Here is a 258-nt window from a genome sequence, read left to right on the forward strand (position 1 = left end):
CCGTAAACGTAACCTATTTTTCAAGTTTTTCGCTGATCACACAGCATCTTTTTTTGCAAAAGGCAATTCCATATAACCGTATGTCCCTCCGGTCATCATTCAGGAGATATTCCTGATAACGGCGATCTCGGATCTGATTCATTGCTTTCCTGCACGCTATCCTCATCTCATCAAAGTTTTTTGTGTATTTTAATTCTGCGACAATTCCAGCATCCGGATTATCGGTCTCTACAATGATATCCGCAAAGCCATCTCCGG

The 258-nt window shown here is 41.9% G+C and carries 1 protein-coding gene; it reads right to left on the reverse strand.

Annotation, left to right across the window (positions count from 1 at the left end):
- Positions 1 to 13 precede the first annotated feature (13 nt).
- The coding region (locus tag QVO97_RS06670; RefSeq protein WP_288189208.1) for a PD-(D/E)XK nuclease domain-containing protein at positions 14 to 258 on the reverse strand (245 nt) is incomplete at its 5' end.

Source organism: Clostridium sp. CAG:43, from assembly GCF_000434655.1.
Lineage (GTDB): Bacteria > Bacillota > Clostridia > Lachnospirales > Lachnospiraceae > Otoolea > Otoolea fessa.